This window comes from Arthrobacter sp. PAMC25564 (assembly GCF_004798705.1).
Taxonomy (GTDB): Bacteria; Actinomycetota; Actinomycetes; order Actinomycetales; family Micrococcaceae; genus Arthrobacter.
In genome coordinates, this window is the sequence record NZ_CP039290.1 from 2,154,426 (window position 1) to 2,171,850 (window position 17,425).

The 17,425-nt window shown below is 69.7% G+C and carries 16 protein-coding genes; 10 read left to right on the forward strand and 6 right to left on the reverse strand.

The annotated features are described in order from the left end of the window. Positions 1 to 22: 22 nt before the first annotated feature. The 3 genes from E5206_RS10000 to rsmD are packed head-to-tail and all read left to right on the forward strand — an operon-like array spanning position 23 to position 4,013. On the forward strand, positions 23 to 1,102 hold the full coding sequence (locus tag E5206_RS10000; protein ID WP_136324064.1) for a DAK2 domain-containing protein: 1,080 nt from the start codon (positions 23 to 25) through the stop codon (positions 1,100 to 1,102). After that, the gene (locus tag E5206_RS10005) at positions 1,092 to 3,347 is read left to right on the forward strand and encodes an ATP-dependent DNA helicase RecG (protein WP_136322350.1); all 2,256 of its coding nucleotides are present in this window, start codon (positions 1,092 to 1,094) and stop codon (positions 3,345 to 3,347) included. Before E5206_RS10000 ends, E5206_RS10005 begins: the two co-directional genes overlap by 11 nt. A gap of 24 nt (positions 3,348 to 3,371) precedes the next feature. Further along, positions 3,372 to 4,013 (forward strand): 16S rRNA (guanine(966)-N(2))-methyltransferase RsmD, encoded by a 642-nt coding sequence (gene rsmD, locus E5206_RS10010; protein ID WP_136322351.1) that lies wholly within the window; start codon positions 3,372 to 3,374, stop codon positions 4,011 to 4,013. On the opposite strand, the gene E5206_RS10015 is transcribed toward rsmD, so the two are convergent. The 3 genes from E5206_RS10015 to E5206_RS10025 are packed head-to-tail and all read right to left on the reverse strand — an operon-like array spanning position 4,010 to position 6,857. Beyond that, positions 4,010 to 4,789, reverse strand: a complete 780-nt coding sequence (locus E5206_RS10015; RefSeq protein ID WP_205759891.1) for a fused MFS/spermidine synthase — start codon at positions 4,787 to 4,789, stop codon at positions 4,010 to 4,012. The two genes, rsmD and E5206_RS10015, sit on opposite strands and share 4 nt — an antisense overlap. Positions 4,790 to 4,791: 2 nt before the next feature. Next, complete coding sequence (locus E5206_RS10020) at positions 4,792 to 6,000, reverse strand: aminotransferase class I/II-fold pyridoxal phosphate-dependent enzyme (RefSeq protein WP_136322352.1); 1,209 nt, start codon at positions 5,998 to 6,000, stop codon at positions 4,792 to 4,794. Beyond that, the gene (locus E5206_RS10025) at positions 5,997 to 6,857 is read right to left on the reverse strand and encodes an SDR family NAD(P)-dependent oxidoreductase (RefSeq protein WP_136322353.1); all 861 of its coding nucleotides are present in this window, start codon (positions 6,855 to 6,857) and stop codon (positions 5,997 to 5,999) included. The genes E5206_RS10020 and E5206_RS10025 overlap by 4 nt, the downstream gene beginning before the upstream one ends. Positions 6,858 to 6,905: 48 nt before the next feature. Between E5206_RS10025 and coaD the strand changes: the two genes are divergently transcribed. The 7 genes from coaD (at position 6,906) to E5206_RS10060 (ending at position 12,559) form a co-directional block, all read left to right on the forward strand. After that, positions 6,906 to 7,406, forward strand: a complete 501-nt coding sequence (coaD, locus tag E5206_RS10030; protein WP_136322354.1) for a pantetheine-phosphate adenylyltransferase — start codon at positions 6,906 to 6,908, stop codon at positions 7,404 to 7,406. A 217-nt stretch (positions 7,407 to 7,623) separates the two neighbouring features. Next, positions 7,624 to 8,106, forward strand: a complete 483-nt coding sequence (locus E5206_RS10035; RefSeq protein WP_136322355.1) for a YceD family protein — start codon at positions 7,624 to 7,626, stop codon at positions 8,104 to 8,106. 36 nt (positions 8,107 to 8,142) lie between these two features. Continuing rightward, positions 8,143 to 8,346 (forward strand): 50S ribosomal protein L32, encoded by a 204-nt coding sequence (rpmF, locus tag E5206_RS10040; protein WP_104061248.1) that lies wholly within the window; start codon positions 8,143 to 8,145, stop codon positions 8,344 to 8,346. Between the two features lie 21 nt (positions 8,347 to 8,367). Beyond that, positions 8,368 to 9,099 carry a ribonuclease III gene (rnc, locus tag E5206_RS10045; protein WP_136322356.1) on the forward strand — a complete coding sequence of 244 codons (732 nt, stop codon included), beginning with the start codon at positions 8,368 to 8,370 and terminating at the stop codon, positions 9,097 to 9,099. A gap of 9 nt (positions 9,100 to 9,108) precedes the next feature. Next, positions 9,109 to 10,080: a bifunctional DNA-formamidopyrimidine glycosylase/DNA-(apurinic or apyrimidinic site) lyase gene (gene mutM / locus E5206_RS10050; protein ID WP_136322357.1), complete on the forward strand. Its 972-nt coding sequence runs from the start codon at positions 9,109 to 9,111 to the stop codon at positions 10,078 to 10,080. A 161-nt stretch (positions 10,081 to 10,241) separates the two neighbouring features. Beyond that, complete coding sequence (locus E5206_RS10055; protein ID WP_136322358.1) at positions 10,242 to 11,531, forward strand: MFS transporter; 1,290 nt, start codon at positions 10,242 to 10,244, stop codon at positions 11,529 to 11,531. After that, positions 11,528 to 12,559: a hypothetical protein gene (locus E5206_RS10060; protein WP_136322359.1), complete on the forward strand. Its 1,032-nt coding sequence runs from the start codon at positions 11,528 to 11,530 to the stop codon at positions 12,557 to 12,559. The genes E5206_RS10055 and E5206_RS10060 overlap by 4 nt, the downstream gene beginning before the upstream one ends. Positions 12,560 to 12,599: 40 nt before the next feature. Here the strand turns inward: E5206_RS10060 and E5206_RS10065 are convergent, their stop codons facing one another. Genes E5206_RS10065 through E5206_RS10075 form a run of 3 tightly spaced genes read right to left on the reverse strand, consistent with a single transcriptional unit; the run spans position 12,600 to position 17,301 of the window. Beyond that, a complete protein-coding gene (locus tag E5206_RS10065) occupies positions 12,600 to 13,586 on the reverse strand; it encodes an NAD-dependent epimerase/dehydratase family protein (protein WP_136322360.1) in 987 nt (328 codons plus the stop codon). Then, positions 13,583 to 16,285: an alpha/beta fold hydrolase gene (locus E5206_RS10070; RefSeq protein ID WP_136322361.1), complete on the reverse strand. Its 2,703-nt coding sequence runs from the start codon at positions 16,283 to 16,285 to the stop codon at positions 13,583 to 13,585. Before E5206_RS10070 ends, E5206_RS10065 begins: the two co-directional genes overlap by 4 nt. Continuing rightward, on the reverse strand, positions 16,279 to 17,301 hold the full coding sequence (locus E5206_RS10075) for a 3-oxoacyl-ACP synthase III (protein WP_136322362.1): 1,023 nt from the start codon (positions 17,299 to 17,301) through the stop codon (positions 16,279 to 16,281). The genes E5206_RS10070 and E5206_RS10075 overlap by 7 nt, the downstream gene beginning before the upstream one ends. Between the last annotated feature and the right edge of the window lie 124 nt (positions 17,302 to 17,425).

The following is a 17,425-nucleotide window of genomic DNA, read 5'->3' on the forward strand; positions in this document are numbered from 1 at the left end:
AATTGCCGCCAACGCGCAAGCGATGAAGCGGTGGTTGGGCAAGGCAGAAACAACGCTAGGGAACCACAGCGACCGCCTGAACGCCATCAACATCTTCCCCGTCGCCGACGGCGACACCGGCACCAACCTCTACCTGACGGTCCGCGCCGCGGCCCACGCCACGCACAAGACTGTCCCGGCGGCGGACATCCGCGGCCCGGAGGACCTCCCGCAGCACGTCTTCGGACCACCCGATCCGGCGCAGAACGACGTCGGCGCGGTCCTGGCGCAGGCGGGCCAGGCAGCGATGGAACAGGCCCGCGGCAACTCCGGGACACTTTTCGCCGTCTTCCTCTGCGCCGCCGCCGAACCGTTGGCCGGCCACACCCGGCTGAGCGCCCCGCTGCTCGCCGCTGCCCTGAACCGGGCCCAGCTCCGGGCCTGGTCCGCGCTGAGCGACCCGGTGCCCGGAACCATGCTCTCCGTCATGGAGGCGGCCGCCCGGGCTGCCGCGGCCGTGGACTCGGCCCACGACGGCGACGACAGCAACCACACGCTCGGCCTGGCGCTGGACGCCGCCGTCGAGGCTGCACTCGAAGCCGTAGTCCGCACCGAAGACCAGCTCGCTGCCCTGCATACCGCGCATGTGGTGGATGCTGGCGGGGTGGGGATGCTGCTGATCCTCGACTGCCTGCGGTCCGCCGTGCTGGGCGAGGAACTCCAGAGCGAACTCCTCGATGGCCTGCACGGCTACGACGTCCAGGACCCCCACATCCACGCCGACATGCCGCGCGACCAGGGCGTGGAAGTCATGTGCACCATCGAACTCTCGCCGCTGGATGCTGCCATGCTGCGCCAGCGGCTCGACGAAATGGGCGACTCTGTGATCATGAGCCAGGTGGGTGGCGCGGCGGACTCGTCCGGCCACTACCGCTGGCGCGTCCATGTCCACGTCCTTGACGCCGGCCCTGCCGTGGCCCTGATCCGGTCCCTCGGCGAACCCTCCGACATTTCCGTGAGCGAGCTCGCCGTGCCGCGGGACCCGGATGAAGGGCTGTCCAGCGTTCCGGCAGCCAGCGTGGCCGCACCCGAAACCCGGGACTTCGACGGACATGACCGCTGAACTTGGACTGGGCCTGGAACGCAGGATCGGAAAACGCTCGGCCGCGGTCATTGAAAAACACCTCGGCATCACCACCGTCGGCGGCCTGCTGAACTACTTCCCGCGCCGCTACCTCAGCCGTGGCGAGCTCACCCCTATCAGCGAGGTCCCGCTCGACGAGGAAGTGACCCTCATCGCCCGGGTGGTTTCCAACAGCACCCGTCCCATGCGCGCCCGGCGGGGTTCCCTCACCGACGTCGTGATTTCCGACGACGCCGGGGCCGCCGGGGGCGTCCGGTCCCCGGGGGCCGGGATGCCGGGCACCCTGAAGGTGAGCTTCTTCAACGGCTTCCGGGCCAAGGCCGAGCTCCAGCCCGGCCGCCGTGCCATGTTCTCGGGCAAGGTGACCCGTTACGGCGGCTCGCTGGGCCTGACCAACCCCGACTTCCTGCTGCTGGACGAGGATCCTGACGCTCCGGGAATGGATCCGGAGAAGCTGGCCGTCATGCCCATCCCGGTGTACCCGGCCACCGCAAAGCTCACCAGCTGGTCCATCCAGAAGGTCATCTCCACGCTAGTGGACACCATTGAGCTGGACACCCTGGGCGACCCGCTGCCGGCGGACATCACGGCCCGGGAGAAGTTCCTGCCGGTCGCAGAGGCCTACCGGCTGATCCACGCCCCGCAGGCCCCGGCCGACTGGAATCGGGCCCGGGACCGCTTCCGATACCAGGAAGCCCTCGTGCTCCAGTCAGCCCTCGCCCGGCGCCGCGCCCAGCTCGCCGCCGAGGAAGCCACGGCCCGCCGGCCGCTCGGCGGGGGGCTGCTGGCCTCCTTCGACCGCCAGTTGCCGTTCACCCTGACCGCCGGCCAGTCCGCCGTCGGCAAGACGCTCGCCGGGGAACTCGCCCAGGACTCGCCGATGAACCGGCTGCTGCAGGGCGAGGTCGGCTCCGGCAAGACCATCGTGGCCCTGCGCGCCATGCTGCAGGTGGTCGACGCCGGGGGACAGGCGGCCCTGCTGGCGCCCACCGAGGTCCTCGCCGCCCAGCACTTCGAATCCATCCGCCGCACCCTCGGCCCGCTGTCCCGGGACGGGATGCTCGGCGGCTTCGGGCCGGACGCCGTCCAGGTCACGCTGCTCACCGGATCCATGCCCACCGCCGCCCGGAAGCAGGCCATGCTCGACGCCGCCTCCGGCACGGCCGGGATCGTGATCGGAACCCACGCCCTGCTCAGCGACAATGTCTCCTTCTATGACCTCGGGCTGATCGTCGTGGACGAACAGCACCGCTTCGGCGTCGAACAGCGCGACGCGCTGCGCTCCAAGGCCACCAAACCGCCGCACCTGCTGGTCATGACCGCCACGCCCATCCCCAGGACCGTGGCGATGACGGTGTTCGGCGACCTCGAAACCTCCGTGCTGGATGAACTGCCGGCCGGACGTGCACCCATTTCCACCCACGTGGTGGGCCTCGCCGAACACCCCGCGTGGGCCACCCGGATCTGGACCCGCTCCCGGGAAGAGATCGACGCCGGCCACCAGGTGTACGTCGTCTGCCCCAAGATCGGCGCGGACGACGACGGCGACTTCAGCCCCGGCGAGGCCGAACCGTCGGCCGCGGACCTGGAAGGGGACAACGGTTCCCGGGAACTGGCGTCCGTGACCGGCGTCGTCGACTACCTCCGGGACGAGCCGGCGCTCGCCGGGGTGCCGCTGGCGCCCCTCCACGGCCGCCAGGACCCCGTCCTCAAGTCCGGGACCATGGCCGCGTTCACCGCCAACGAGACCAAACTCCTGGTCTCCACCACCGTGATCGAAGTCGGCGTGGACGTCCACAACGCGACCCTCATGGTGATCCTCGACGCCGACAGGTTCGGCATCTCCCAGCTCCACCAGCTCCGCGGCCGGGTGGGCCGTGGCGGGCTGCCCGGTACCTGCCTGCTGGTGACCACGCTGGAACCCGGCCATCCCAGCCGTCGCCGCCTCGACGCGGTCGCCGCCACCACGGACGGCTTCGCGCTTTCGCAGGAGGACCTCAAGCTGCGCCGGGAAGGGGACATCCTGGGGGCCTCGCAGTCGGGCGGCCGTTCCACGCTGAAGCTGCTGCGGGTGCTCGAACACGAGGACGTGATCGCCCGGGCCAGGCAGGACGCGCAGCGGATCGTCGGCGCCGATCCGTCCCTGGCGGCCCACCCCGAACTCGCCGAGGCGATTGACGAATACCTGAACCCGGAGAAGGAGGCGTTCCTTGAACGCGGCTAGGACACCATACACAGGGCTGCGCCCATGAGCCGGATCATTTCCGGTGCCGCCGGCGGAACCACGCTGGTCAGCGTGCCCGGCTCACTGACCCGTCCCACCACCGACCGGGTCAAGGAGGCGCTCTTCTCCCGCCTGGACGCCTTTGAGGTCATTGCCGACGCCCGGGTGCTGGATCTCTACGCCGGATCGGGCTCGCTCGGCGTGGAGAGTGCCAGCCGGGGCGCGGTGTCGGTGGACCTCGTGGAATTCGATGCCAAGGCCAGCGGGGTGTGCCAGCGGAACGCCGACCTGGTCAACACGGCCGCGGGCCGCAAGGTGGTCTCCGTGCACCGCTCCAAGGTCGAATCGTTCCTGGACCGGAGCACGGAAGCTGTCCGCTGGGACCTCGTTTTCCTCGACCCGCCCTACCCGCTGGAAGAACCCGCGCTGGCCGGGGTGCTGGCCAAACTCGCACCGCACCTCGCGGCCGGCGCCGTCGTCGTGGTGGAACGCTCCTCACGGACCCCGGAACCGGCCTGGCCGGACGGGATGGAACGGTTTGCGGAGCGGAAATACGGCGAGACCCGGCTGTGGTTCGCGGAGCCGGGTCCGGAAGAAGCGCCTGACGACGCGGCAGAAAATGCAATTGATGACGCCCAGGACGCCGGATTGCAGGACGGCAGCTAGGCCGAGAGCACGTCCAGTCCAACGCCGGAGAGCACCTTGGCCGGATGCGGGCCCCGTGCCGTGAGCGCCGCGGTCCACACCTCGGGCCACGGCCCCTGCGTCCCGGTCAGGATAATGTTCCCGGGATACCGGCCGGTGAACATGCCGGCTTCGGCGAAGGCGGAGACGTCGGCCATGGCCCGGCGCAGCGCGGCCATCTGGCTCCGCACGAGGGTCAGCCCGGGCTCGTCGCCGACGTTGACGACCAGCACGCCACGGGCGGTCAGCTTCGCGGCCGCCTCCTGGTAGAACGCGGTGCAGGCAAGGTGTTCCGGGGCCTCGGGTCCGGAGAAGATGTCCAGGATCACGACGTCGAAGCGGAGATCCGGCGGCAGCTCGGCCAGGGCGGCGCGGGCGTCGCCGATCACGGGGTGCAGCTGCGTGCCCTCGGGCAGCGGCAGCTGCGCCAGCACGAAGTCCAGCAGCTCCCGTTCCAGCTCCACGGCGTACTGCACGGAGCCGGGCCGGGTCGCCTGGATGTAGCGGGCCAGCGTCAGGGCGCCGGCTCCGAGGTGGAGGGCGCTGACCGGTTCGCCCCATGGCGCCGCGAGATCCACCACGTGGCCGATCCGGCGCAGGTATTCGTAGAAGATATCCGAGGGGTCCGCCAGGTTCACGTGCGACTGTTCGGCCCCGCCGATGCTGAGCACATAGCCGCCCTCAGTGAAGGCATCCGGCTCGATCGTGGCATGCTGGCCCGTGGTCCGCAGGAACCGCGACGCCGGTGTCGCGCCCATCCTCAGATCCTGTCGCGCAGGGTCGCGAGCCGCCCGGCGGCTTCTTGCAGGACATCGATCCGCTTGCAGAACGCGAAGCGCAGCAGGCTGCGGGTGCGCTCGGCACCTTCGGGATGGCAGAAAACCGGCACCGGAATAGCCGCGACCCCCACCAGCTCCGGGAGCCGCCGGGCCAGGTCCACGGAATCCGTGATGCCCAGCGGCGCGGTGTCGACGTTGACGAAGTACGTGCCCTCAGGGGTGAAAACGTCGAACCCCGCCGCGCGGAGGCCCTCGCTGAGGATGTCGCGTTTGAGCCGGAGGGTATCGGCGATCCCGGCGTAAAACTCCTCCGGCAGCCCCAGCCCCACGGCGATGGCGCCCTGGAATGGGGTGCCGGAGCTGTAGCTCAGGAACTGCTTGACCGTCCGGGCGGCGGCGACGAGGTGTTCCGGGCCGCTGAGCCAGCCGATCTTCCAGCCGGTGAAGGAGAACGTCTTCCCGGCCGAGGAGATGGTCAGGGTGCGTTCCGCTGCTCCCGGCAGGGTGGCCACCGGGATGTGCCGGGCACCGAAGGTGAGGTGTTCGTAGACCTCGTCGGTGATGATGACGGCGTCGTGCCTGGCGGCGAGTTCGACGACGCGTTCCAACACCTCGCGGGGGAACACCGCACCGGTCGGGTTGTGCGGGTTGTTCACCAGCACCACCTTGGTGCGGCTGCTGAACGCCGCTTCGAGGGCGTCCAGGTCCGGCATGAAGTCAGGGGCCAGCAGGGGGGCCGTGACGTGGCGGGCGCCGGACAGGCCGATGATGGCCCCGTAGGAATCGTAGAACGGTTCGAAGGTGAGGACCTCGTCGCCGGGGCCCACGAGGGCGAGCAGCGAGGCGGCAATGGCCTCGGTGGCGCCGGTGGTGACGATGATTTCCGTCTGCGGGTCCGGGGTCAGCCCATAGAAGCGCTCCTGGTGCAGGGAGATTGCCTCGCGCAGTTCAATGATGCCCTTGCCCGGGGCGTACTGGTTGTAGCCCGCCGCGATGGCGGACTGCGCGGCCGCCTTGATCTCGGCCGGACCGTCCTCGTCAGGGAAGCCCTGGCCGAGGTTGATGGCGCCGCTCCTGAGCGCGAGCGTGGTCATTTCCTCGAAGATAGTGACACCCAGGGTGCCGTCGGGGGACAGCAGGTTGGCGCCGGTCGCGGCACGCTGCCAGGGGAACTGGAGTGCGGCGGTCACCGGGAGCCTGCCTTACCGGCGGCGCGGCCGGTGAACCTGTCCATCGTGGAGTAGATTCCGAAGACCTTCCCGCCCACAAAATCCCAGGCCCGCACCGGCAGGATGCCGCGCAGGACCTTGCCCAGCCTGGCCATGGCGGGGGCGATCAGTTGCGGCTGCCCGGCGGCGGTGGCACGCCAGGCCCGGCCCACCGCGTCCTCGGGGGTCATCAGCGGGGTCAGCAGGGGACCCCGGGCGCCCTCGAACATGCCGGTGGAGATATAGCTGGGGCAGAACGTGGTCACCCTGAGGTGGCGGTAGCCCCGCTGCTCGAGTTCCAGCCTGAGCGAGTCGCTCCAGCCGATGACCGCCCATTTGGAGGCCGCGTACACGCTCATCCGGGGATTGGACACGGTACCCGCCGCCGAGGCGACGTTCAGGATCCGGCGGGGACGGCCGGCGTCGGCCATCATGTCCGGCAGGAACGCATGGGTGGTGTACATCGGAGCCAGCGCGTTGACGTCCATGGTCAGGGCGATGTCTCGCTCCGGAGAGTGGTCCCAGAAATATGCGCCGCGGACGATCCCGGCGTTGTTGACCAGCAGCGCCAGCGGCCCCTCGGCCCTGGCCTCCGCGGCGGCGTCGGCGATTGACCGGCGGTCGGCCAGGTCCACCACCCGGGTGACGGCGCGCGCCCCGAGCGCGGCTACCTCGGCGGCGGTGCGCGCCAGTCCGTCCGCGTCGAGGTCCCAAAGCAGGACGACGGCGGCGCCCTCTCGGGCCGCGCGGAGGGCGTAGAGCCGGCCCATGCCCATGGCGGCTCCGGTCACGAGGACCACGCCTCCGGCCACGGTGAAAGGATTGCTGGATGCTGACATCCAGTCATGTTATCCCGGTCCGTGCCGCGGATACGGTAGGTTCGGAGGATGAGACGCGCCGTATGCCCTGGCTCCTTCGACCCCATCCATCATGGACACCTGGAAGTGATTGCCCGGGCCGCCGGACTCTTTGACGAGGTCATCGTGGCCGTGTCCACGAACTACGCCAAGACATACCGCTTCAGCCTCGAGGAGCGGATCGACATGGCCAAGGAAACGCTCGCCTCGCTGCGCGGCATCGTGGTGGAGCCGGTGGGGGAGGGCCTGCTGGCCGAGTACTGCCGCCAGCGCGGGGTGTCCGCCATCGTCAAGGGCCTCCGCTCGTCCTCGGACTTTGACTACGAGCTGCCCATGGCCACCATGAACCGCCAGCTCACCGGCGTCGAAACTGTCTTCCTGCCCGCGGAAAGCCGCTACCTGCACCTGTCCTCCACCCTGATCAAGGAAGTGTTCACGCTCGGCGGGGATGTCTCGGACTTTGTGCCCAAGTCCGTGCTGAAACGGCTGAACTCCGGCGAGCCGGACCGGGACCAGCCGCGCAGAGGGTAAGCTTGATCGGTACTCGGCGGCCTGCTGCCGGTTGCGCGGCGCTTATCCACAAGCTGGTCGTGGTGTGAACCATGGGCCTGCCCCCGGTTTGAGTCCGCCCGGAAGTTCAGGCTAAGATGGTACGTCGGTCATATGTTCAACAGGAGTTCTCATTAAACGAGATGCTAGTTCGCCCCTTGCGTTCGACGTCAAGGATCTCGGACGCAGTCCGGGAAGCATGCGGACGCTGAAGGAACATGTACCCGCACCGGGTGATCTCGGTGTGGCGCTCATTGGCGTGCAGGAAGGCTCGGATGTCGGGCTGGATCTGCGGCTCGAGGCCGTACACGAAGGAATCCTGGTATCAGGAACCGCAAGCGTCCATGTAACGGGCGAATGCGGACGATGCCTGGATCCCCTTGCGTATGACCAAGAGGTCGATGTGCAAGAACTTTTCTTCTACGAGGACGCTGTGTTCTCCGACGAGGAAGACGAAGAAGAGCAATATCGAATCGAGCACGATCTGATCGATCTTGAGCCGGTGTTGCGGGACGCAGTTGTAACCATGCTGCCGTTCCAGCCGGTGTGCCGGGAAGACTGCCAGGGCCTTTGCTCCGAATGTGGAGTTCGCCTGGAAGACGAGCCGGGGCATCACCACGAGATCGTAGATCCTCGCTGGGCCGCCCTAGCTGACTTGGCTAAGCCTGACCGGCAAAACTGATTTGTAAGTGTTTGACTAGAGAGAAATGAGTTAGCCGTGGCTGTCCCGAAGCGGAAAATGTCTCGCTCGAATACCCGCGCCCGCCGCTCCCAGTGGAAGGCAACTGCCCCCCACCTGGTGAAGACTGTCGAAAACGGCCAGGTGTCCTACAGCCTGCCGCACCAGGCAAAGGTCGTTACCGACTCGGCTGGCACCGCGCTGTTCCTTGAATACAAGGGCCGCAAGGTCGCAGACGTCTAATCCGCCACCAGGCTGAAAAAGATGTCTTCAACTGAAGAGCTTCTGAAGCGTCTCGGTGTCAATATTGACGCCGGGACGCTTCGTCTTGCGCTCACCCACCGTTCCTACGCCTACGAAAACGGCGGCATCCCCACGAATGAACGGCTCGAGTTCCTGGGCGACTCCATTCTGGGGTTCTCCGTAACCGACGCGCTGTACCGTGACAACCCCTCCCTGCCCGAAGGGGACCTGGCCAAGCGGCGCTCCGCCGTCGTCAGCACCCGGGCACTGGCAGGCATCGGCCGCAGCATCGGCCTCGGCGACTACATCTACCTCGGACAGGGCGAGAAGCTCACCGAAGGCAAGAACAAGGCGTCCATCCTGGCGGACACCATGGAGGCGCTGATCGGCGCCACCTACATCTCCAACGACATCGAGACGGCCCGCCAGCTGGTCATGCGGCTGATCGGGCCTCTGCTCCAGGACGCCGGCGCGCTTGGCGCCGGAACCGACTGGAAGACCAGCATCCAGGAGCTCGCCGCCAGCCGCCAGCTGGGCACCATCAACTACGCCGTGGACGGCTCCGGTCCGGACCACGCCCGGACCTTCGAAGCCATCCTGCGCATCGGCGGCACGGACTACGGCACCGGCTCGGGCAACTCGAAGAAGGAAGCCGAGCAGGAAGCTGCCGCTGACGCCTGGCGCAGGCTGACCGCGCCGGCTCCGGACCCCCAGCAGATGCAGACCGAGCCGCAGACCCCGACCGGCAGCTAGGCAGCGGCATTGCCTGAACTTCCCGAAGTCGAGGTGGTCCGGCGCGGGCTCGTAAGCTGGGTCCGGGGCCGAACCATCACGTCGGTCGACGTGCTGGATCCGCGCTCCATCCGCCGCCACGCCCTGGGCCCCGAGGACTTCGCCGGCAACCTTGAAGGCGCGCGGGTGCTGGACGTGGTCCGCCGCGGCAAGTTCCTGTGGCTGCCGCTGGCGGACACCCCTGAAGCGTCCGGAGATCCAGCCCAGGCCGGAGATCCGGCCCCCCGCGTCGCGCTGATGGCCCACCTGGGCATGTCGGGACAGCTGCTCATGCAGGATCCCGGCGTTCCGGATGAAAAACACCTGAAGGTCAGGCTGCGCCTCAGCCCGGCCGGGGGCATGCCGGAGCAGCTCCGGTTCGTGGACCAGCGCATCTTCGGCGGCTTGTTCCTCACCTCGCTGATCCCCACCGACGACGGCGGCCCGGGCGGCCTCGCCGAAACGCCGCTGCCGCTCATCGCCGAGGAAGCCGCGCACATTGCCCGGGACCCGCTGGATCCGTGCTTTTCCTTCGACGACTTCTACCGGCGCCTCCGGGCCCGGAAGACCGGGCTCAAGCGGGCGCTGCTGGACCAGGGACTGGTCTCCGGGATCGGCAACATCTACGCGGACGAGGCCCTCTGGAAGGCGCGGCTGCACTATGCCCGGCCCACAGACACCCTGCGCCGCGCCGAGGCGCTGCGGGTGCTTGACGCGGCCCGCGAGGTCATGACGGAGGCCTTGGCCGCCGGCGGCACGAGCTTCGATTCCCTCTACGTCAACGTCAACGGAGCCTCCGGGTACTTCGACCGCTCGTTGAATGCCTATGGCCGCGAGGGCGAGGCCTGCAGCCGCTGCGCCGCTGCCGGCCTCGCCAGCCGGATGAGGCGGGAGCAGTTCATGAACCGTTCCTCCTACACCTGCCCCGTCTGCCAGCCCCGGCCCCGCAACGGCCGCTGGTGAGCCACAGGGTATTTGAGGCCAGAAACAAGTAGCCCTACTCTTCCGAACCGTTCATCCCGCTGACAGACTGTGGCGGTGGGAGCCGGGGCCCAGCAGTCCGTCGATGGCGGATGGTGGGTGCGCGGGCGGCCACAACTTGGAAACGAGAGAAGAGGCCGCCCATGTACATCTCGATGGCTGACCGCACCGGCGGCAAGAAGGACGCCGCCACGGCGGCTGCCCTGTCGGTTCCGGACGCAGCCTTCCGGTTGTCGCCCGTCATTCTCTGGCTCGGCATTGTCAGCATGCTCACCGATATTTCGTCCGAATCCGTGGCGGCCGTCCTTCCGCTGTACGTGACGGGCTTCCTGGGGCTCTCCACTATCGCCTTCGGGTTTATTGACGGTCTCAACCAGGGAGCCAGCGCCATCGTGCGCATTGCTGCCGGCTGGGCGTCCGACCGCACGGGACACCCGAAACGGGTGGCCGTGGCCGGCTACGGGCTGTCCATGCTGGCCCGCATCGGCCTCCTGTTCGCCGGCGGATTCGTCTCGCTGATCGGCATCATCGCCGGGGACCGCATCGGCAAGGGCATCCGCACCGCGCCCCGGGACGCCCTGATCTCGGCGGTTGCGCAGCCGCAGTATCTAGCCAGGTCCTTCGGGGTGCACCGCATGCTGGACAACATCGGCGCCGCCACGGGCCCGCTCCTGGCCTTCCTCATCCTCCTGCTCATCCCGAACGGGTTCGGTACCGTCTTTGTGGTTTCGCTCGCCTTCGCCGTGATCGGCGTAGCCGTGCTGGTGCTCGTTGTGCCGGACCGGAAGACGCCGCGGGCCACGGAGCGGCCGAAAAAGCTGCGCCACCCCTTCACCTGGAGCCAGCTGAAGGACCCCGGACTCACCCGGCTGCTCGTCACCGCGGGGATCCTGGCCTTGCTGACCGTCGGGGACGGCTTCATCTACCTCGTTTTGCAGGCCCGGGATTCCTTCGCCGTGCAATGGTTCCCGCTGCTCTATGTCGGAACCAACGTCATCTATCTCGTCCTGGCGGTTCCGCTGGGGCGGCTCGCGGACCGCTGGGGCCGGGTCAGGGTGTTCCTCGGCGGCCACCTGGCCCTGCTGGCGTGTTACCTGCTGGCGGCAGCCCCCTTCGGCGGGCTGGGCATCACCGTGGCCTGCCTGATGCTGCTTGGGCTGTTCTACGCCGCTACCGACGGCGTGCTGGCAGCGCTGGCCAGCCGGCTGGTCAGCCCGGAGAAGGTGGCAACCGGCATTGGGGCCGCCCAGACCGTGGTGGCGCTGTGCCGGATGGCGGCGTCCGCGGGCTTCGGCATCCTCTGGTTCTCCATCGGAGCCGCACCGGCCATGCTGGCAGCAGCCGTCGCGCTGGCTGTGGCGCTGGCGGCCACGGCCGTGATGATGGGGGCCTCGCAAAAACGCACCCCGCACAACCAGGGATCCCGCGCATGACGGCCCTGCGCATGACCAGCCGGCGGCGCATCATGCTGCTGCTGCTCATCACCGTGGCCGTCATCGCGGCGGCGGGAATCTACGCCGCGACGGCTTTCCAGGATGCCCAGGCCAGCCAAAGCGCGCGGCCCCCCGTCAACGTCACCACCTCCGAAACCCTGCCGTCGGCCCCCTACGTCCTTTTCCGCAATACCGCGCCCGGGCAGGGCTTCGGTGAAGCCGCGACCGTGCCGCTTGCGGATCCCGGCGGCCAGCGGGCCCTGAGCGGCAAAAGCTGCGACCGCGTCTATGGCAGCAACACGCTGTCGTTCTGCCTGCAGACCAACCGCGGGCTGGCCACGAACTTCCAGGCCACGGTGTACGACGGCGGCTGGAAGGAGACAGCCAGTTGGCCGCTTCCGGGCATCCCCAGCAGGGCACGGACCAATGCGGACGGCTCGCTGCTGGCCAGCACGGTCTTCGTCTCGGGCCACGCCTACTCCGGTGCCGGCTTTTCCACCGAAACTGTCATCCGGGACCAGTCCGGGACGGGCACGGGGAGCCTTGAGGGATTTGCCCTGATCCTGGACGGAACCCGGATAAAGGCCACCGACAGGAACATCTGGGGGGTCACCTTCGTCCCTGGCCAACCCGATGCCTTCTACGCCACCGCTTCATCCCAGGGAAAAATCTGGCTGGTCCAGGGAAGCATCGCCGGCCGGACGCTCACCGTGGTCCGCAACGGGATTGAATGCCCTTCAATTTCTCCGGACGGCACCCGCCTCGCCTACAAGAAGAGCGACACCGGCACCTTGACAGGGCACCGCAGCATCGCGGTCCTGGACCTTGCCAGCGGCACGGAATCCGTGCTGGCGGAGCAGCAGAGCATCGATGACCAGATTGAATGGCTGGACAACTCCACCCTGCTGTACGGACTTCCCCGTGACGGCTCCGAAGTGGACAGCGACATCTGGTCCATCAGGACCGATCCGTCCGCCCGGCCGGCCCTTTTCATCGAGCACGCCTGGTCCCCGTCGGTCGTACGGTAGCGCGGCCGGCCCCGGCATCCTCAGGAGCCGGCCGGCATCCTCAAGCGCCGCCGCGGCGACGGGAACCGTAGTGCTCGGCCAGCCTCGCCAGGCCGTCGTCAAGGGAGACGGCGGGAGTCCAGTCAAGGAGTTCGCGGGTCTCGCGCTGGTCGAACCAGTGGGCGGTGGAGAGCTGTTCGGCGAGGAACCTGGTCATCGGCGGCTCGCCGGCCCGTCCGGAACGGGCCCAGAGCCTCTCAACCACTGATCCGGCTGCCCGCGCGAGCCTGCCCGGCACCCGCCACGACGGTGCGGGGACGCCGCCCGCGGCACAGATGCCGGCCAGCAGTTCGCCGACCGGGCGGGGCTCGCCGTTTGTGATGACCAGCGCCCGGCCGTGAATATGCTCCATGCGGTGCAGCGCGGCGACGATCGCCGAGGCCGCGTTGTCCACGTAGGTGGTGTCGATCAGGGCCGCCCCGGCGTCAAGCAGCGGCAGGCGGCCGCGGCCGGCACGTTCCAGCACCCGTTCCACCAGTTGCGTATCGCCCGGGCCCCAGACGATGTGCGGACGCACCGCCGCGACCCGGAGTTCCGGCGAATCCGCGGCCAGAGCCAGCAGTTCGGCCTCGGCCTTGGTGCGGGAATAGTCGCCGTGCGCGCGGGCCGGGTCCGCCGGCTCGGCGCCCAGTCCGGCGATGGCGACCCCGTAGTTCGCCACGGACGGGGAGGAGACGAACACCAGGTCCCGCACCCCGGCCTCGCGGGCCGCACGGAGCAGGCGGCGGGTGCCTTCGATATTCACCTCGTCGAAGTCCGCGGCGCGGCCGGTGAAGGAGACCTTCGCCGCCAGGTGGATGACGCCCTCGGCGCCGGCGACGGCGCGACGGACGGCGTCGTCGTCCGTGACGGATCCGGAGAGGTCCGCGGCGCCGTCGACGCCCGCGGGACGGCGCTGGAACGTGGTGACGGCGTGGCCTTGGCGTACCAGCAGCGTGGCCACAACACGACCGAGCAGGCCGCTCGCGCCGGTGACAAGGACCCTCACGGCGTGCCCGGACGGCCGCCGGCCAGTACCGCGGAAGCCCACCGGGCCAGGCGGGTCCTGTCGATCTTGGCGTTGTGGCGGATGTCGGTCGGTTGGGAGGGGACGACGAGCACGGCGGCAACGCTGACGCCTGCCTGCCGGGCCGCGTCACGCACGCGCCCGGCGAGCTGCGGCGCAGCCGGGCCGGCCCGGCGCACCGGCGGAACGGTTTCGACGACGGCGACGACGGCCTGCGTCCCGGACGGGCCGACCCCGACGACGGCGGCCAGCCCGACGTCGTCCAGGCGCTCGATAGCCTGTTCGGCGCCGATGGGCGTCACCACGGCGCCGGGCGCCGTCACGAGGTGCGCGAGGCGTCCCTCCACCCAGAGCCGGCCGGCGGCGTCAAAGTGCCCTACGTCGCCGGTGCGGTGCCATCCGGGCGTGCGGACGCTGTTCCGCTGGGTCAGCCAGAGCCTGTCGTAGGCCTCCTTCACATGCGGGGCGCTGACGAGGATCTCGCCGGTCACGCCCGCCTCCGTGACTGCGTCCGTGACCGAGCCGGTCCCGTGCGCGCTGCCGTCCGCGGCGAGCCGGATGACGGCCACGCGGGCACCGTGCACCGGCAGGCCCACGCACACCCCGTTGCCCGCCCCCGCCATGTTTCCGGCGTCGGCCTCGGCGGCGCGGATCTGTTCGAGGCTGATGTCGGTGACGGGCAACGCCTCGGTCATCCCGTACGGGGTGTGCAGCGAGGCCCCGGGCAGCAGCCGCTGCACTTCTTCGAGGAGGGATTCGGGGACCGGCGCGCCGGCGGAGAGCAGCAGATCCACGCGCCCCAGGGCCTCGTGTCCGGCTGGGCCCAGGCCGCCCTTGGTCGCGAGGACGTTGCGCAGCGCCGCGGGCGAGGCGAAGACGACCGTGGCGTCGATGGCCGCGGCGGCGTCGGCCAGGGCGCGGGCAGTCAAGGTGCGGGGCGCGGTGACGTCCATGGCCGGCGTCACCGAAACGGCACCGAGGGCCGGTCCCAGCAGGGCGAACGGCGCGAAGCCCGCCACCAGGCGCGCGCCCGGGCGGATCCCCAGCGTCGCGGCCACGGTATCCCGCATCGCGGCCAGTTGCCGGTGCGTGTAGAGCACGCCCTTGGCGGGGCCGGTGGAGCCGGAGGTGAAGAGTACTGCGGCGGGAGCTTCCGGAGCCGGCTCCGGGGCCAGGGCCGGACCCCGGCAAGGGAGTTCCGGACCGGGGCCGGCTCCGGGGCGGCCGAGGGCGGCGAGGGAGGTTTCGACGCCGAGGAGGCGGCGGCGGGCGGCCGGCAGGTCCCGCACACTGATCCGCCGTCCCGGCCAGCCAAGCACCGAGGCTGCCGCCAGTGCCTTGTCGATTCCGATCAGGAAATCCGGGGTGGCGCCCTTCACGGCGCGGCTCAGGCCGCGGGTGCCCAGCCCGGCGTCGGCCACGACGACCACCGCCCCGAGCCGCAGGCAGGCGTAGAGGACCACGGCCAAGTCCACGCCCGGCGGGACCATCAGGCTCACCCGGCTGCGGGGCCCGACACCGGCTTCCTGCAGGCCCGCGGCGAGGGCGGCGACGTTCTGCTCCAGCTCCCGCCAGCTGAGCGAGCGGGAGACGCCACCGTCCGTGGCCATTTCCGCGACGGCGGTTTCCCCGCCGGCGGGTCCTGCGGCCAGTTCGGTGAGCGGAGCCCACAGGGGCCGGGTCGCGGCGTCGTCCTCCGGCACCGGGCCGCCGGCCATGACGTCCGGCCGACGACGACCGGGTCCGCTGTCCCGGCCGCGCGCGGCAAGCCACTCGAAGACGGGAGCGGCGATGTCCCGGTCTTCGGCGACCAGGTGGCCGGCTCCCTCGAAACGGTGCACTTCGGCGTGCGGCAGCCGGCCGATGAGGTCCTTGAGGTACCGGTCGGAAAAGATCGGGTCCCGCGGGCCCCAGAGCATCAGGGCCGGAACGCCCAGTCCGCCCAGCCCGTCGGCGACGCGGCTGAGCACCGGGAAGCTGGGATGGGACGGGGCCGCTGGAATGTCCGCGACGAAGTTCCCCACGCCGGCGCGCCGCCCGGCGCCGCGGTAGGGGGCCATGAACGCGGCGCGGACATCCGGGGTCAACGGCGGGTGGGCCAGGGAGTGGGTCACCCGCAGGAAGGTCGCCGACGTCGTGGTTCCCCAGCGGTGCACGGCCGGGTGCAGGGCAAGCCGCAGCGCCGGCGGGATGCGGGTGCCGGAGGGCTGGTGGACGGCGGTGTTGGTCAGCACCACCCCGGCGAGCTGCTGCGGATGGGCCAGGGCCCAACCGAGGCTGATCACGCCGCCCCAGTCGTGGCCGACCGTGACCACCGGGCCGCCCAGCCCGAGCGCGGCGGTGAGGTCGCCCAGGTCGTTGATCCGGTCCGCCAGGCGCCGGAACGTACCGGTGCGCTCGGAGAAGCCCATATCCAGCTGGTCCACGGCCACCACGCGCCACGGATGGGCGGAGTCGCTTCCGGCGGTCAGCAGGGTCCGCCACAGGTAGGACCAGGTCGGGTTGCCGTGCACGCACAGCAGGGTGCCGGCGGGAGCCAGGCCGCGGCGGGAGAGCTGGGCGCCGTTGTCGAGCAGGTGCCAGCGGCGGATCGTTCCCGGCTCATCCGCGGCGGAGGTGGACGCCACGTCGACTTCACGCGACCACTCCGGGTCCACGCCGGGCCAGCGGGCGCCTACCATACGATTTCCACCATGGCGGTGTTCAGGCCGGAACCGACGCCCATGCACAGCACGCGGTCCCCGGGTCCCAGGCTCTGCGCTTCGGCGGCGAGGGTCATCGGGAGGGATGCCGGGCCCACGTTGCCCCAGTGCGGGAACGTGATCGGCACCTTGTCCGGGTCAAGGCCGATGGCGTCGATGATGGCCTGCGTGTAGGCATTGCTCACCTGGTGCGTGACGTACCGGTCCATCGAGGCCCAGTCCCAATCCGGCTGTGCCTCGTGCCAGGCGTCGACCACGAGCCGCAGGCCGCCCTCGAGCAGGCCCTTGGTGTCGGTGGCCATCCCGTCGATGCCGCCCACGCACAGTTCATGGTGCTCGGTGCCGGCGCGCATCACGCCGCCGACGATCCGATGCGCCCCGGGGTGCTGGTCCGCCGGGCCCAGGACCGCTGCGGCGGCTCCGGAACCCAGGGTGAGCGTGGCGAACTCGCGGTTGAAGTCAGCCCGGGTAGTCTCAGGCCGCTCCAGCCGGGCCAGGGTGGCCTCCTGCGTGGCCTGGGCGTCCTCGCCGTTGACGATCACCGCGTACTTGATCTGGCCGCTGTCGATCATGTTGGCGGCCAGTGTCATGCCGTTGACGAATCCGAGGCACGCGTTGGCCAGGTCGAAGTTGATGGCCGAGGACGGCAGGCCAAGCCCGTGGTGGATCCTCACCGCGACGGACGGTTCGAGGCTGCGCCGCGTGACGGAGGTGTTGATCAGCAGGCCGACCTCGGACGCTTGGACGCCGGACTCGGCCAACGCCTTCGCGCCGGCCTCGATGGCGGCGTCGTCGAACGATGTCCCGGGGGCCCACCAGCGCCGGTGCGTGATGCCCGCGACCCGTTCGAGCAACTTCGGGGGGAACTTCAGCCGGCTCAGGGTCGGTGCCAGCCTGCGGTCGAAGTACGCGGAACTGACGATCTCCGGAGCTTCGACGCTGCTCACCGAAAGCAATGCGGTGTTGCCGTGCCGGAATGTTGCGTTCCCTACCAAGTCAAGCCCCTGTTCGTGTCTGTACTGCGCTCAGGCGGTTGACCGCACCTTCAAGCACAGGCCCAAGGGCTTAACTATGCCCGGTGCAGGCCTGTTCCCGCATGCCCAGACCGCCCCGACCGCG